Origin of the sequence: Bradyrhizobium iriomotense, from assembly GCF_030160715.1 — a bacterium.
GTDB classification, from domain to species: domain Bacteria; phylum Pseudomonadota; class Alphaproteobacteria; order Rhizobiales; family Xanthobacteraceae; genus Bradyrhizobium; species Bradyrhizobium iriomotense.
The window spans coordinates 81,205-95,581 of sequence record NZ_BSOW01000025.1 but is presented as its reverse complement, the minus strand read 5'-3'; the positions used below and the strand labels follow the sequence as shown (position 1 = coordinate 95,581).

Genomic DNA, 14,377 nt, shown 5'->3' with positions numbered 1-14,377 from the left:
CGTTCTTGGTCGCGCTGCGCGGAAAAGAGATCGACGCCTTCCTCGCCCGTCCCGATTCGGGCCGCCCCATCATCCTGCTCTACGGTCCCGACGCCGGGCTCGTGCGTGAGCGCGCCGACGCGCTGATTGCGTCGGCCGTCGATGATCCCAACGACCCCTTCTCGCTGGTCAAGCTCGACGGCGATGAGCTCTCGGCTGAACCCTCACGCCTCGTCGACGAAGCCATGACCGTGCCGCTGTTCGGCGGCCGCCGCGCCATCCGCGTGCGCGCGGGCTCGCGCAGCTTTGCCAGCGGCGTCGATACGCTGGCCGAGATGAGCATGAAGGACTGCCGCATCGTGATCGAGGCCGGCGAGCTGCGACCGGAATCGCCGCTGCGCAAGGCCTGCGAGCGCGCCAAAACGGCGGTGGCAATCGGCTGCTATCCCGACACCGAGCGCGATCTCGCCAAGCTGATGGAGGACGAGCTCCGCATCGCCAATCTGCGGATCGCGCAGGACGCGCGCGCCGCGCTGATGTCGTTCCTCGGCGGCGATCGCCAGGCCTCGCGCAACGAGCTGCGCAAGCTGACGCTCTATGCTCACGGCAAGGGCGAGATCACACTCGACGATGTGATGGCCGTGGTCGCCGACGCCTCCGAGCTGAAGCTCGATCCGATCGTCGACGGCGCCTTCGCCGGACGCCCCGACATCGTCGAAAGCGAGTTCGCCAAGGCGATGATCGCCGGCACCTATCCCGGCGTGATCGTCTCGGCCGCACAGCGCCAGGCGGCGTGGCTGCACAAGTCGGCGCTCACCGTCGCCGACGGCACGCCGGTTTCGGCAGTGCTCGAAGGCGGATTTCCGCGGCTTCATTTTTCGCGGAAGCCTGCGGTCGAAACCGCCCTGCGCAATTTCAGCGCGGCGCGCCTTGCCGGCGTCATCGAGCAGCTCGCGACCGCAGCGCTCGACACCCGCAAGCAACCAGCCCTCGCCGCCGCAATCGCCCAGCGCACGCTGATGGCGATCGCCGCGAACGCGAAGCGGCGGGGCTGAGTCCCACTTCGTCCTCCGTCATTGCGAGCGCAGCGAAGCAATCCAGAATCTTTCCGCGGAGGGACTCTGGATTGCTTCGCTTCGCTCGCAATGACGATGTGGAGGCGGCGCGCCGATATCTCCCCGACGTCGTCCCGGCGAAGGCCGGGACCCATAACCACAGGGAGAAGTTTGGCGACGACTCGTAGTTCGGTACTGCTGCCTTCCGCAATGGATGGATCACGCGGTATGGGTCCCGGCCTTAGCCGGGACGACAAAGAGGACGGCTACACCACGCCCTTCGCCAGCCGTCGCATCACCTCGTCGAGCTGCTCGAGGTTGCGGTAGTTGATCTGCACGGAGCCGCCGGGATCGCGGTGATTGACGGTGACCTTGAGCCCGAGCGCGTCGCTGACGCGCTTCTCGAGATCGATCGTGTCAGGATCCTTTTCCTTACCCCCGCTGGCACGCGCCTTCTGCGGCTTGCGCTCCGGCACGCCCTCCTCGTGTGCGAGCGCTTCGGCCTGGCGCACGTTGAGACCCTCTTCCACGATGCGTCTGGCAGCAGCGAGCGGATCGGGCACGCCGATCAGCGCGCGGGCGTGGCCGGCGGTCAGCTGGCCGGTCGCGATGAAGGCCTGCACCTCGGCCGGCAGCTTCGTCAGCCGCATCATGTTGGCGACGTGGCTGCGGCTCTTGCCGACGACCTTTGCGATGTCTTCCTGGCTGCGCTTGAATTCGCCCGCGAGCGCGTGATAGCCCTGCGCCTCTTCCATCGGGTTGAGGTCTTCGCGCTGCACGTTCTCGATGATCGCGAATTCCAGCGCATCGCTGTCGCTGATGTCGACCGGGACGATCGGCACCTCGTGCAGGCCTGCGAGCTGCGAGGCACGCCAGCGCCGCTCGCCGGCGATGATCTCGTAGCGGTCCTGCGTGCCCTTCACCGGACGCACCACGATCGGCTGGATCACGCCGTGCTGCTTGATGGAGTCGCTGAGCTCCTTGAGCTCAACTTCCGAAAAGGTGCGGCGCGGGTTGCGCGGATTGGGCTTGAGGAATTCGATCGGCACCTTGCGCTGCGCGCGCGGCCGCTCGACATGCGCGGCCTCGCCGCCGACGTCACCGATCAGACTCGCAAGACCGCGGCCCAGTCGCGAACGCGCTTCGTCGGCCATCGCCAGCTCCCTTGGATTCACGTAGCAGTACTCCAGACCTGAATTTCGAATTGTAGGGTGGGTTAGCGAAGCGTAACCCACCATTGCTTTGTTCGAGGCGGCAAACGTGGTGGGCTACGCCTTCGGCTAACCCACCCTACGGGCCGGCATTGGATTAATGCGTGGTGCGCAGCTCGCGCTCGCGCTGGATCACTTCGGTGGCGAGGCGCAAATAGGCTTCGCTGCCGACGCATTTGAGATCGTAGACGAGCACCGGCTTGCCGTAGGACGGCGCCTCCGAGATGCGCACGTTGCGCGGGATCATGGTCTTGTAGACCTTCTCGCCCATGAACTGGCGGACGTCGGCAACGACCTGGTTCGAGAGGTTGTTGCGCGAGTCGAACATGGTCAGCACGATGCCGTGGATCGACAGATTGGGATTGAGCGTCGAGCGCACCTGCTCGACCGTCTGCAGCAATTGCGACAGACCTTCGAGCGCGAAGAACTCGCATTGCAGCGGCACCAGGATCGCATCGGAGGCCGCCATCGCGTTGACCGTGAGCAGGTTGAGCGAGGGCGGGCAGTCGATCAGCACATAGGTGTAGTCGGCCTCCGGCGAGACGTTGTTGTTGAGCGAGCCGATGGCGTCACGCAGCTTGAATGCGCGGCCGGGCGTGTGGCCGAGCTCGAGCTCGAGGCCGGAGAGGTCCATGGTCGAGGGCGCGATGTGCAGCCGCGGCACCGCGGTTGCGACCACCGCTTCGCGCAAGGCGGCTTCGCCGACCAGCACGTCATAGGTCGAGCAGGAGCGGTTGCGGCGATCGATGCCCAGACCCGTCGAGGCGTTGCCCTGGGGATCGAGATCGACGATCAGGACGCGCTCACCAATCGCTGCGAGCGCGGTGCCGAGATTGATCGCCGTGGTTGTTTTTCCCACGCCACCCTTCTGATTCGCGAGCGCCAGGATCCGCGGATGGCCCTGCGGCACCGTCTCGGTCTGCTCCTGCTGAGGTTCGTCAATCACGGTCATGCCATTTCCCCACTCGACCCGTGTTCGGGCCCCTCACCCGCGCCGCTGGATGGTGTCCAGCTCCACGATCCAGCCATCGCCGGTCCGGCTTTGATGGAGCTTGGGCTGAATAGTCCAATATTTAGCGGCTTCGGTCAATTCAGCCTCTACATCTTGGCCCTTGAGAAACAACGCTTTTGCACCGTTGCGCACCAAAGGCTCCGCAAAGCCGATGAGTTGATGTAGCGGAGCCAGTGCGCGCGCGGTGACGCAATCGACCGGGCCAGTGATTCTATCCACATTATCCCCGATCTCGGCGAGATGTACGACCCCCGGCGCGCCCGTGACGCGAATCGCCTCGCGCAGGAAGGCCGCTTTCTTCGCAATGCGCTCGACGAGATGGACGCTGGCACCCGGCGTCTCCGCCATCACGCAGGCCAGCACCACACCCGGGAAACCGCCGCCACTGCCGAGATCGGCCCAGCGTTTGGCAGACGGCGCGAGCGAGACGAGCTGGAGCGAATCCGCGATGTGGCGAGTCCAGAGATACGGCAGCGTCGAGGGCGCGACCAGATTGGTCTTGGCTTGCCACTCCCGAAGCAGCGCGACGTAGCGATCCAGGCGTGCTTCCGTTTCACGTGAAACGGGCGCGAGCTTGAGGGCTGCGGCCTTGTCTGCCGCCAACGCTGAGTTCAGCGCCTCCACGCCTTGCGACAGCTCGGGCTTTCGGACCCCCTCGCCCGCGTCAGGTTGCCGTGATGAGGATTTACCTCTGGCCGGTCCGCGATGTTTCACGTGAAACGCCTATGCGGTCGCCTTGGAGGTCTTCCGGCGTGCCTCGCGGCGCAGGTAGGCGGCGAGGATGCCGAGGGCGGCTGGCGTCATGCCGTCGATCCTGCCGGCCTGACCGACCGTGAAGGGCCGCGCCTTCTCCAGCTTGGCGCGGACCTCATTGGAGAGCCCGGGCACCGCCTTGTAGTCGACATCGGCGAGGACGAGGCCTTCGTCCCGCCGGAAGGCTTCGACGTCGGCGCTCTGGCGCTCGAGATAGACATCGTACTTGGCGTCGATCTCGAGGTGGGTCGCGATCACGGGGTCAATGGCCGACAGCTCCGGCCAGATACCGCGGACCTGGCTCCAGCCGACGTCCGGATAGGCCAATAGCTCAAAGGCCGACCGGCGCTGGCCGTCGCGGTTCAGGGACAGGCCGTGCTTGGCCGCTTCGTTCGGCGTCAGCGTCAGGGACTTTGACAGCGTCTTGGCAGCCTGGAGGGCTGTCATCTTGGCGCGATGGTGGTGGGTCCGGGCACTCCCGACGCATCCGAGCGCAATGCCCTTCTCGGTCAGGCGCTGGTCGGCATTGTCTGCCCGCAGCGTCAAACGATACTCGGCGCGCGAAGTGAACATCCGATAGGGTTCGGAGATGCCGCGGGTGACGAGGTCATCGATCATCACCCCGAGATAGCCGTCCGCTCGGTCGAATACCTTGAGCGCCGCCCCGCTCGCAGCCAGTGCCGCGTTCAGCCCAGCCACGATGCCCTGGGCGGCGGCTTCCTCATATCCTGTGGTGCCGTTGATCTGCCCGGCCAGGAACAGCCCCTGCACCCGCCTGGTCTGGAGGGTCGGATCGAGCTCGCGGGGATCGACGTGGTCGTATTCGATGGCGTAGCCCGGCCGGACCATCCTGACCCGCTCGAGGCCCGGGATGCTGGCGAGGATCGCGAGCTGGACCTCCTCCGGCAGCGAAGTCGAGATGCCGTTGGGATAGACGGTGGTGTCGTCGAGGCCTTCCGGCTCCAGGAAGATCTGGTGGCCATCCCGATCGCCGAAGCGGACGATCTTGTCCTCGATCGACGGGCAATAGCGCGGCCCGGTGCTCTTGATCTGGCCGGAGTACATCGGCGAGCGATGGACGTTGGCCCGGATCACCTCATGGGTCGCAGCCGTGGTCCGGGTGATGCCGCACTGGATCTGCGGGGTCGTGATCCGCTCCGTCATCACCGAGAACGGCTCCGGCGGATCGTCACCAGGCTGCATCTCCACAGCCGACCAGTCGATCGTCGTACCATCAAGACGTGGCGGCGTGCCGGTCTTGAGCCGGCCCAGCGTGAAGCCGGCCTGCTCAAAGGACTTCGACAGACCCATTGCCGGCGCCTCGCCGACGCGTCCCGCCGGCCAGTTCTTCTCACCCAGGTGGATCAAGCCGCGCAAAAAGGTGCCGGTGGTGACCACGACGGCCCCTGCCCGGATCGTCCGGCCATCGGCCAGACGGAGCCCGGTGACGCGACCATCCGAGACGATCAGCTCATCCGCCTCGCCCTCGATCACGCTGAGACCGTCGGTCTGCTCGATCGCGGCCTGCATCGCGGCCGCGTAGAGCTTGCGATCGGCTTGGGTCCGTGGACCGCGGACGGCCGGACCCTTGCGGCGATTGAGCATGCGGAACTGGATGCCGCCGGCATCCGCCACCCGGCCCATCAGGCCGTCGAGCGCATCGACTTCCCGGACCAGATGGCCTTTGCCCAGACCACCGATGGCGGGATTGCAGGACATCGCGCCGATGGTCGAGAAACGGTGCGTCACCAGAGCGGTGGTCGCGCCCATCCGCGCAGAAGCAGCCGCGGCCTCACAGCCGGCATGGCCGCCGCCAATGACGATGACGTCGAAACTCTCTCGCTCTGTCCGCATGGGCGGACTTCTAGCTCAGAGGTGTGAAAGCCGGAAGTAGAAACTGGGTGAGACGTCGTTTCACATGAAACAGGGGCGCGCCGGCGGTTGGGTCAGTTTCGCAAAACAACCCCATGCAAAGGAGACGGCGCCTTGTACCGCCTAGTGTTTCACGTGAAACGAGATGGGTCCGCAGTGGGAATGGGCGCGGATAGTGGGGCAATGAGGTTTCGATACGGGCGTATCGATGGAAGGGCCACGGCGATGCCATCGTCGTCATTGCGAGCGGAGCGAAGCAATCCAGAATCTCTCCGCGGAGACAGCCTGGATTGCTTCGTCGCTTTGCTCCTCGCAATGACGAGATTGAGGCCCGAGCCCCGCTCTCACCTTCGCGCGAGGCCCAAATCGCCCGCGCGAGCCTGCGAAATCCAATCACCGTGTTTCACGTGAAACACTGCCAAGAACCGGAACAAGAAATAGTTCTACAATGAAGAACTAGCACTACTTTCCGATACAGAATTTCTGGAAGATGGCCCCGAGGACGTCCTCGACATCGACCCGGCCCAACAGCCGGCCGAGCGCGTAGGCGGCAGCGCGAAGTTCCTCGGCGGCGATCTCCTCGCCTTCGCCGAAGAGAGCGAGGCTCCGCTCCAGCGAGCCGGCGGCCTGGCTCAACAGGTCGCGCTGCCGGGCGCGAGTGACCAGCGCGCCCTCGCTCGTCCCAAAGAACTCGGCGGCGAACTCCACCAGCGCTCTGATCAGCTCGGGCAGTCCGTCGCCGCGCCGCGCCGAGATCGCAAACATCCGGGCACGCGGGTCAGGCCCCTTAACCTTGTTCGCCTCAGACCTCAAGGCCTGCTCGTCGAGGTCGACCTTGTTGCGCACGGTCCAGACCGGCGCGGTCCCGGCCGGCCGGCTCTCCTCGCTGCGATCGGCATCCGCGAGCCACAGCACGAGATCGGCGTCCGCCGCCCGAGCGCGGGCGCGGCGTACGCCTTCCTGCTCGACCGGATCATCGGTTTCGCGAATGCCGGCGGTGTCGATGACGATCACGGGATAGCCGTCGAGATCGAGCTGCACCTCGATCACGTCGCGCGTGGTGCCGGCATGCGGCGAGACGATCGCGACCTCGCGGCGCGCGAGCTGATTGATCAGCGTGGACTTGCCGACATTCGGCGGGCCAGCGATCGCGACCACGAGGCCGTCGCGCAGACGTTCCGCTTTGCCCTGTGCTGCAAGCACTTTTGCGATCTCGTCATGTAGCGCCTTGATCTTCGCGCGCGCCGGCGCCAGCAATTCCGCCGATACGTCGCCTTCGTCGGAAAAATCGATGCCGGCCTCGATCAGCGCGGAGGCCTCGATGATTCGCTCGCGCCAGTCGCGCGCGCGCTCGCCCAGCAATCCCTGCAATTGCCGCAACGCCTGGCGACGCTGCCGGTCGGTGTCAGCGTGAATGAGATCGTCCAGGCCCTCGGCCGCGGTGAGATCGAGCTTGCCGTTCTCGAAGGCGCGGCGAGTGAACTCGCCGGGGTCGGCCGCGCGCAAATTCTGAATAGCCGAAATTGCCGCGAACAGCGCGGACAGCACCGCCCGCCCGCCATGGACATGGAATTCGGCGACGTCCTCCCCAGTCGCGCTCGCGGGTCCCGGAAACCAGAGCACCACGGCATCGTCGATCGCCTGGCCGGCCACGTCCCGCAGCAGCACCCGGTGTGCGAGCCTCGGCTTCGGCAACCCTCCCGCCAGCCGCGCCAGAACCAGACCGGCCTCTGCGCCCGAGACCCGCACGATCGCAATCGCGCTGGGCGGCCGGCCTGACGAGAGCGCAAAGATGGTCTGGTCGCGGGGATGCATGGTCAAGCTTTTGGTGCGGTCCTAGTTCGGACACCAGCATAGGCGGATTAGGACGCTCCGCTTTTGCCTCTGACGAATTGTCTTCTTCGCCTTAGCCGCCAAAATCTCCGACCGTAGATTGCGGCTACGGTCAGTACGATGCCTGCTATGAACGACGGCAAGCCAATGACCAGCCATAGAAAGATCAGGAACGTCGGTGGCAATCAGGACTCTCGGAGACGGGACCTAGGCGCAGTTTATTTGTCTGCCCACCGAGAAAAAGGCAAACCTCGTTTGCTCTCGCGCCGATTGGCTCTGTTCGCTGCCTCGGCCAGCAGCAAATGTTTCATATTGCGTCGCAATATGAACCGCAGCATTTTGCAGCATTTTTCTGGCTTGAGTGCCAGAAGACGAACTAAAAAAGACGAATTATATATTTATATCAATAATTTACTGAATTATAGGGCAGCTAGCCAGATTTACTTTTTGCTGCACCATGCTGCAGCAATGCTGCAGCATAAATGCAAAAGGGCGCCCCAAAGGCGCCCTCCGCGAAAACTGCTGTAACCCGGCTCAGGTGTTCATCGAATCGAAGAACTCGGCGTTGCTCTTGGTCGAGCGCAGCTTGTCGAGCAGGAAGTCGATCGCATCCATCGTGCCCATCGGGTTCAGGATGCGGCGGAGCACGTACATCTTCTTGAGCACCTGCGGATCGGTGATGAGCTCCTCTTTGCGGGTGCCGGAGCGCGAGATGTCGATCGCCGGGAAGGTGCGCTTGTCCGAGACCTTGCGATCGAGGATCAGCTCCGAGTTACCGGTGCCCTTGAACTCTTCGAAGATGACTTCGTCCATGCGGCTGCCGGTATCGACCAGCGCGGTCGCGATGATGGTCAGCGAGCCGCCCTCCTCGATGTTGCGCGCGGCACCGAAGAAACGCTTTGGCCGCTGCAGGGCGTTGGCATCGACACCGCCGGTCAGCACCTTGCCGGACGACGGCACCACGGTGTTGTAGGCGCGGCCGAGGCGCGTGATCGAGTCGAGCAGGATCACGACGTCGCGGCCATGCTCGACCAGGCGTTTTGCTTTTTCGATCACCATCTCGGCGACCTGGACGTGACGCACCGCCGGCTCATCGAAGGTCGAGGACACCACCTCGCCCTTCACCGAGCGCTGCATGTCCGTGACTTCTTCCGGACGCTCGTCGATCAGGAGCACGATCAGATAGCAGTCGGGATGATTGGCCGTGATCGAGTGCGCGATGTTCTGCATCAGCACGGTTTTGCCCGTGCGCGGCGGTGCCACGATCAGAGCGCGCTGGCCCTTGCCGATGGGGGCGACGATGTCGATCACGCGTGCGGAGAGATCCTTGCGCGTCGGATCGTCGATCTCCATGCGGAAACGCTGATTCGGAAACAGCGGCGTGAGGTTGTCGAAATTGACCTTGTGCTTGGCCTTTTCCGGGTCCTCGAAATTGAGCGTGTTGACCTTGAGCAGCGCGAAATAGCGTTCGCCCTCTTTCGGGCTGCGGATATGGCCCTCGATGGTGTCGCCGGTGCGCAGGCCGAAGCGGCGGATCTGCGACGGCGAGACGTAGATGTCGTCCGGGCCCGGCAGATAGTTGGCGTCCGGCGAGCGCAGGAAGCCGAAGCCGTCGGAGAGCACCTCGACGACGCCTTCGCCGACGATGTCGGTCTCAGCGAGCGAAAGCTGCTTGAGGATGGCGAACAACAGCTCCTGCTTGCGCATGGTGCTGGCATTCTCGACCCCATTCTCTTCCGCGAACGAGACGAGCTCGGCCGGGGTTTTGGACTTGAGGTCTTGGAGTTTGATTTCCCGCATTGGGGTGGTCCTGTGGGGTAACCTTGGAAGGGGGGTGCGAGGAGGCTTCGAAAATGCGGACGCGAGCAGGTAAGGTCCGCAGGTCTAGCAAGGTGAGTGCCGGTGGGGCTTCAAACCTGATGCGGCGCCCGGCTTTCGAAGAAGCTCGGACACAACCACATCCGCCTGCGTTGGGTGGGGATAGCCACAATATAGAAAATCGCTTGGCCGTCCGCAAGCCGAAGCACTAAGCGGCGTCTCTCGAACTTTGCCTAGAACGGCTTCACGATCACCATGATCACGATGAAGATCATCAGGACCGTCGGCACCTCATTGATAATACGATAGAATTTCTGGGTATGGGGGCGCCGGTCGGCAGCGAAATCCTTGACCCAGCGGGAAAAAAAGCCGTGGACCGCGGACAGCGCCAGCACCAGTGCCAGTTTTACGTGCAACCAGTGTGACGCAAAGAAACCGCCGGACCACGCGAGATAGAGCCCGGCGAGCCAGGTCACGATCATCGCTGGGTTGATGATCGCCTTGAGAAGCCGGCGTTCCATCACCTTGAAGGTTTCCGACTGCTTGGATCCGATCTCGGCCTCGCAGTGATAAACGAACAGCCGGGGCAGATAGAGCATGCCCGCCATCCAGGAGATGACGGCGATCACATGCAGCGCCTTGATCCATTCGTACATTGCTGACCCCCACCTCTCAGGCCCCCGTCCGGAAAGGTGGGGATAGTAAGAACTCGTTAAGTTCTCTCGGCGCACACATATCCGTCCGGATCGCCCTTCTCAAATCTAGAATCTTAGATTCTTAAGGTTTGAGTCTGAGTGACGGTGGATTGGACTCACGCAACGCTGTCAGGCGCTTTGCGGGTGGTTTTACACATCCATCAACATATCCGGCGCGCTTCCGGCGAACGCGGATAATTCATCCATCTTCAAAGACTTGTGAGAAACTATCGGCAGCTTATGAAGAGCCTTGCCGGTGCTGTCCCGCTTCCCCCTCGCTCTCCCCCAAGACTTGTCCTTTGGGGCAGCGGTGTGAAGAAACTTGGCCGTTATCCCGCCCGTGGTGTCGCACAACCCTTTCCGAGGGGTTAAGCTCCACAGAAATTCACAAATCACACAGCCGTCATCCCCGGCCCTCAATCCAATCCCTCAATCGAAGAGTTTTCGTGCCGACCTCCAACAATTACTTCCACCTCCATCTGGTTTCCGACTCCACCGGCGAGACGCTGATCACCGTGGCGCGCGCGGTCGCCGCGCAATACGCCAACGTCACGCCGGTCGAGCATGTCTATCCGCTGGTGCGCAGCCAGAAGCAGCTCGATCGCGTGCTCGACGAGATCGAGGAGGCGCCGGGGATCGTGCTGTTCACGCTGCTGGAGAAGGATCTGGTCTCCAGGCTCGAGGACAAGTGCAAGGAGATCAACGTTCCGAGCCTGTCGATCATCGGCCCGGTGATGCAATTGTTCGAGGCCTATCTCGGCGCGGCAACGACGGGCCGCGTCGGAGCCCAGCATGTGCTCAATGCGGAATATTTCAAGCGCATCGACGCCCTCAACTACACGATGATGCATGACGACGGTCAGCACGTCGACGGCCTGGAAGAAGCCGACGTCGTCCTCGTCGGCGTGTCGCGGACGTCGAAGACGCCGACCTCGATCTATCTTGCCAATCGCGGTATCCGCACCGCCAACGTGCCGCTCGTGCCGGGCATTCCGGTGCCGGCGCAATTGGAGACGTTGACACGGCCATTGGTGGTGAGCCTGCACGCGACGCCGGAGCGGTTGATCCAGGTCCGCCAGAACCGGCTCTTGACCATGGGCGCCGATACCAGCAGCGACACCTATATCGACAAGCAGGCCGTGGCGGATGAAGTCGCCTTTGCGCGCAAGCTCAGCGCCAAGCACAATTGGCCCTTGCTCGAGGTGACGCGCCGCTCGATCGAGGAAACGGCGGCTGCGATCATGAAGCTCTATACCGACCGGCAACGCAACCGTCCCTCGGGTTAAGTGTCGTTCGATGACTCTCTGGTGCGGCAAAACTCCGTTGATCCTGGCCTCGCAGAGCCAGGCGCGAAAAATGCTGCTGGCGAATGCCGGGCTCGAGTTCGAAGCAAGACCAGCCGATATCGACGAGCGCGGCGTGCAGGAAGCCTCAAAGCTTTCCAGCCCGCGCGAGATTGCGCTGCTCCTTGCGCGCGAAAAGGCGATGGCGGTCTCGGTTCAGCATCCGGGCCGCCATGTCGTCGGTGCCGACCAGACCCTGGCACTCGGCGAGCGGCTGTTCTCAAAGCCATCTGGCCGGACGCAGGCGATGGCGCAACTGCGTGATCTCGCGGGCCGCACGCATGAGCTGCACTCCGCGGTCGCCGTGGCGCATGACGGTGCTGTCATGTTCGAGGATGTTTCGGTCGCTCGCATGACCATGCGGCAAATGACCGAGGCTGAGCTCTCGGCCTATCTCGATGCCGCCGGCGATACTGTCGTCACCAGCGTCGGCGCCTATCAGCTCGAAAGCCTCGGCGTTCATCTGTTCGAGACGATCGAGGGCGATCATTTCACCATCCTCGGCCTGCCGCTGTTGCCGTTGCTTGCGTTCCTGCGGCGCGAGCGGCTAGTTGCAGTGTGAACCGACAAATGGCTGCGACCTGATGCTGATCCTCGGACTGACCGGCTCGATCGGAATGGGCAAATCCACCACCGCAAAGCTGTTCGCGGAGGCTGGCGTGCCCGTCTATGATGCCGATGTGGAAGTCCATCGACTCTATCAAGGCGAGGCAGCTCCCGCGATCGAAGCTGCCTTTCCCGGCACCACCGCGCTCGGCAAGGTCGATCGTGCAAAACTGTCGGCGCGCGTGGTCGGCGATGCCGCGGCGATGAAGCAGCTCGAGCAGATCGTCCATCCGATGCTCGGTGCCTCGCGCCAGAAATTTTTTGCGGATGCCGAGGCTGCGAAAGCACCTGTCGTGGTGCTGGATATTCCGCTGCTGTTCGAGACCGGTGGCGAAAAGCGGGTCGATGCGGTCGTCGTGGTCACGACGTCACCGGAACTTCAGCGCGAGCGCGTGCTGGCGCGCGGCACCATGGATGCCGAAAAGCTCGATGCCATCATCGCCAAGCAGATGCCCGATGCCGAGAAGCGCAAGCGGGCCGATTTCCTGGTGGATACGTCCCATGGGCTCGATCCCGTCCGCGCACAGATCAAGCACATCCTGGCCGAGGTCGTTAAGATGCCGCAGCGGCGAAGCTGATTCGCTTATCTGACCGGCTCCTGAAGAATATGCGCGAAATCGTTCTCGACACTGAAACCACCGGCCTTGATCCGCTGCGCGGCGACCGCCTGGTCGAAGTCGGCTGTGTCGAGGTTTTCAATCGCATGCCGACGGGGCAGACGTTTCACCGCTACATCAATCCGCAGCGGGACATGCCGGCCGAGGCCTTCGCGGTGCATGGCCTGTCGGCCGAGTTTCTGTCGACCAAGCCGCTGTTCGACGAGGTCGTCGACGACTTCCTGGAGTTCATCGGCGATGCGCCGCTGGTGATCCACAACGCCTCGTTCGACATCAGCTTCATCAATGCCGAGCTCGACCGCATTAAGCGCGCGGCGATCCCGCGCGAGCGGCTGGTCGATACGCTGTTGCTGGCGCGGCGCAAGCATCCCGGCGTGTCGAACCGGCTCGATGATCTCTGCTCGCGCTATGCGATCGACAATTCCCACCGCACCAAGCACGGCGCGCTGCTCGACGCCGAGCTGCTGGCGGAAGTCTATGTCGATCTGATCGGCGCCCGGCAGTCGCAGCTCATCCTGGCGTCGGAGTCCGAGGAAATCCGTGTCGGGACGAATGGCGATGCGCCACGGCGGCAGCGGCCGGCGCCGCTGGCCCCGCGCGTCAGCGAGGCCGAGCGCGAGGCCCATCGGGCCTTCATCGCAACGATGGGTGAAAAGGCGATCTGGAACGAGTATCTGGCCCAGCCGGCAGCTGGCCCGGCCTGACTGAGTTCAACTTGAACCCCTCATCCTGAGGAGCCCGCTGGAAGCGGGCGTCTCGAAGGATGGACACGGGCGAGAGCCGGGCCTTCATGGTTCGCCCGGCGATGCGGAAGCATCGTCCGGAGACGCGCGTTCCGCGCTCCTCACCATGAGGGGTCGTTGACGCAGTCAGCTCAGCTCGGCTTGACCTGACCCTGAGCGGCCATTTGCCGCTCCATGTTCTGCCGGTAAAGACCGACGAAATCGACCGGGTCGAGCATCAGCGGCGGGAACCCGCCATCACGCACAGCGGTGGCAATGATCTCGCGGGCGAACGGGAACAATAGCCGTGGGCATTCGATCATGACCAGCGGATGCAGGTTCTCCTGCGGCACGTTGACGATGCGGAACACGCCGGCATAGGCGAGCTCGAAGGAGAACATCACCTTGCCCGCGGTCTCGGCCTTGCCCTCGACCGACAACACGACCTCAAACTCGTGTTCCGCGAGGTTGTTGGCGTTGACGTTGATCTGGATGTTGATCTGGGGCTGCTGGCCCTGCGGCTGAAGCGAGGCCGGGGCGTTCGGATTCTCGAACGACAGGTCCTTGGTATATTGCGCCAGCACGTTGAGCTGCGGAGCCTGGCCTGCCTCGGGGGTGCCGTTTCCGTTGGTCATGAAAATGTCTCCTTACCCGAATGGGCCTGATATCGCGGCCGGTTGGCTAACATAGGCCCGCCTCGTTCCACAAGGACGAACGGCTCCGGATTGGGCCTTTTGGCAGCGTCGAAAAGGGTGGCCCCTTACCCGTTCTCAGCCCACGACGTACATCTTAAACGATTGAAGATGCGCGATTTCCAGGCAGGATCCGATTTCCCCTTAAGGATAAAACGCGCTACACTTC

General features: G+C 63.4%; 13 protein-coding genes. 5 read left to right on the top strand and 8 right to left on the bottom strand.

What is annotated here, in order from left to right; translation table 11 throughout:
• Window positions 1–5 precede the first annotated feature (5 nt).
• Window positions 6–1,034 (top strand): DNA polymerase III subunit delta, encoded by a 1,029-nt coding sequence (gene holA, locus QQL28_RS30845; RefSeq protein ID WP_284271613.1) that lies wholly within the window; start codon window positions 6–8, stop codon window positions 1,032–1,034.
• A 266-nt stretch (window positions 1,035–1,300) separates the two neighbouring features.
• Here the strand turns inward: holA and QQL28_RS30840 are convergent, their stop codons facing one another.
• From QQL28_RS30840 to hemJ, 7 genes are all read right to left on the bottom strand, one after another.
• Entirely contained in the window at window positions 1,301–2,188 is an 888-nt protein-coding gene (locus QQL28_RS30840) for a ParB/RepB/Spo0J family partition protein (protein ID WP_284271612.1), read from the bottom strand.
• Window positions 2,189–2,342: 154 nt separating this feature from the next.
• Complete coding sequence (locus QQL28_RS30835; RefSeq protein WP_254101564.1) at window positions 2,343–3,197, bottom strand: ParA family protein; 855 nt, start codon at window positions 3,195–3,197, stop codon at window positions 2,343–2,345.
• A 33-nt stretch (window positions 3,198–3,230) separates the two neighbouring features.
• Complete coding sequence (gene rsmG, locus QQL28_RS30830) at window positions 3,231–3,893, bottom strand: 16S rRNA (guanine(527)-N(7))-methyltransferase RsmG (RefSeq protein WP_284271681.1); 663 nt, start codon at window positions 3,891–3,893, stop codon at window positions 3,231–3,233.
• An 87-nt stretch (window positions 3,894–3,980) separates the two neighbouring features.
• Complete coding sequence (gene mnmG, locus QQL28_RS30825) at window positions 3,981–5,864, bottom strand: tRNA uridine-5-carboxymethylaminomethyl(34) synthesis enzyme MnmG (protein WP_284271611.1); 1,884 nt, start codon at window positions 5,862–5,864, stop codon at window positions 3,981–3,983.
• Window positions 5,865–6,344: 480 nt separating this feature from the next.
• Window positions 6,345–7,697, bottom strand: coding sequence for a tRNA uridine-5-carboxymethylaminomethyl(34) synthesis GTPase MnmE (gene mnmE, locus QQL28_RS30820; protein ID WP_284271680.1), 1,353 nt, complete (start codon window positions 7,695–7,697; stop codon window positions 6,345–6,347).
• Window positions 7,698–8,249: 552 nt separating this feature from the next.
• Entirely contained in the window at window positions 8,250–9,515 is a 1,266-nt protein-coding gene (gene rho, locus QQL28_RS30815; RefSeq protein WP_027525104.1) for a transcription termination factor Rho, read from the bottom strand.
• 251 nt (window positions 9,516–9,766) lie between these two features.
• Window positions 9,767–10,189, bottom strand: a complete 423-nt coding sequence (gene hemJ / locus QQL28_RS30810; RefSeq protein WP_284271609.1) for a protoporphyrinogen oxidase HemJ — start codon at window positions 10,187–10,189, stop codon at window positions 9,767–9,769.
• A 485-nt stretch (window positions 10,190–10,674) separates the two neighbouring features.
• Between hemJ and QQL28_RS30805 the strand changes: the two genes are divergently transcribed.
• The 4 genes from QQL28_RS30805 to dnaQ are packed head-to-tail and all read left to right on the top strand — an operon-like array spanning window position 10,675 to window position 13,498.
• Entirely contained in the window at window positions 10,675–11,514 is an 840-nt protein-coding gene (locus QQL28_RS30805) for a pyruvate, water dikinase regulatory protein (protein ID WP_284271608.1), read from the top strand.
• A gap of 10 nt (window positions 11,515–11,524) precedes the next feature.
• Window positions 11,525–12,133: a Maf family protein gene (locus tag QQL28_RS30800; protein WP_284271607.1), complete on the top strand. Its 609-nt coding sequence runs from the start codon at window positions 11,525–11,527 to the stop codon at window positions 12,131–12,133.
• Window positions 12,134–12,155: 22 nt separating this feature from the next.
• Window positions 12,156–12,755: a dephospho-CoA kinase gene (coaE, locus tag QQL28_RS30795; RefSeq protein ID WP_284271605.1), complete on the top strand. Its 600-nt coding sequence runs from the start codon at window positions 12,156–12,158 to the stop codon at window positions 12,753–12,755.
• 20 nt (window positions 12,756–12,775) lie between these two features.
• The gene (gene dnaQ / locus QQL28_RS30790) at window positions 12,776–13,498 is read left to right on the top strand and encodes a DNA polymerase III subunit epsilon (RefSeq protein ID WP_284271679.1); all 723 of its coding nucleotides are present in this window, start codon (window positions 12,776–12,778) and stop codon (window positions 13,496–13,498) included.
• A 170-nt stretch (window positions 13,499–13,668) separates the two neighbouring features.
• Here the strand turns inward: dnaQ and secB are convergent, their stop codons facing one another.
• A complete protein-coding gene (gene secB / locus QQL28_RS30785; protein WP_284271604.1) occupies window positions 13,669–14,151 on the bottom strand; it encodes a protein-export chaperone SecB in 483 nt (160 codons plus the stop codon).
• Window positions 14,152–14,377 lie beyond the last annotated feature (226 nt).

Bases quoted from the DNA above. Each gene is read 5' to 3' on its own strand.
- mnmE (WP_284271680.1), bottom strand. From the start codon at position 7,697: ATGCATCCCCGCGACCAGACCATCTTTGCGCTCTCGTCAGGCCGGCCG.
- QQL28_RS30840 (WP_284271612.1), bottom strand. From the start codon at position 2,188: ATGGCCGACGAAGCGCGTTCGCGACTGGGCCGCGGTCTTGCGAGTCTG.
- rho (WP_027525104.1), bottom strand. From the start codon at position 9,515: ATGCGGGAAATCAAACTCCAAGACCTCAAGTCCAAAACCCCGGCCGAG.
- secB (WP_284271604.1), bottom strand. From the start codon at position 14,151: ATGACCAACGGAAACGGCACCCCCGAGGCAGGCCAGGCTCCGCAGCTC.
- hemJ (WP_284271609.1), bottom strand. From the start codon at position 10,189: ATGTACGAATGGATCAAGGCGCTGCATGTGATCGCCGTCATCTCCTGG.
- coaE (WP_284271605.1), top strand. From the start codon at position 12,156: ATGCTGATCCTCGGACTGACCGGCTCGATCGGAATGGGCAAATCCACC.
- QQL28_RS30800 (WP_284271607.1), top strand. From the start codon at position 11,525: ATGACTCTCTGGTGCGGCAAAACTCCGTTGATCCTGGCCTCGCAGAGC.
- mnmG (WP_284271611.1), bottom strand. From the start codon at position 5,864: ATGCGGACAGAGCGAGAGAGTTTCGACGTCATCGTCATTGGCGGCGGC.
- QQL28_RS30835 (WP_254101564.1), bottom strand. From the start codon at position 3,197: ATGACCGTGATTGACGAACCTCAGCAGGAGCAGACCGAGACGGTGCCG.